This is a genomic window from Aquitalea palustris (assembly GCF_003693445.1).
Classification (GTDB): domain Bacteria; phylum Pseudomonadota; class Gammaproteobacteria; order Burkholderiales; family Chromobacteriaceae; genus Aquitalea; species Aquitalea palustris.
Genome location: NZ_RFAR01000173.1, coordinates 1 through 468, shown reverse-complemented (window position 1 = coordinate 468; position 468 = coordinate 1). Strand labels below are relative to the sequence as shown.

1 protein-coding gene is annotated in these 468 nt (G+C 63.9%); it reads right to left on the bottom strand.

All coding sequences use genetic code 11. The features are described from left to right. On the bottom strand, positions 1-468 hold a 468-nt coding region (locus tag EAY64_RS20490; RefSeq protein ID WP_199734512.1), incomplete at both ends, for a hypothetical protein.

Genomic DNA, 468 nt, shown 5'->3' with positions numbered 1-468 from the left:
TCGGTCATGTCCATGCGCTGGTTGGCAAAGCCTTCGTACGGGGTGCTTTGCACGCCCACCTTGGCTTCCAGCAGCTGGTAGCTATCGCGCCAGGCTACGCTGACTTCGTGGTTCTGGGTGTTGTAGGCAGTGGAGCCGACGGTATCGCCATCCAGCCAGGCGCGGCCAGAGGACGCACCGGCTTTCTTGAAAGGGGCGGCGGCGTCGTAATCGCCGGAACGGGCGGTGGAGCCGCTGTAGTTGATGCTGACATGGTCATTGGCCACCGTGGCAGACAGGTTGGCACCGCTGGCATCGCCATTGCTGCGGTAATAAGCCCCCATCTGGCCGGTGAGCAGGGTTTGTCCGGTTTCGGCAAAGCGCGGGGCTGCAGCCTTGGCCACGATCACGCCGCCGATATTGTCGCCGCCGGCACTGACCGGGGCGCTGCCGTTATACACCTGCACGCTGTCCACCTTGCTGGCATCC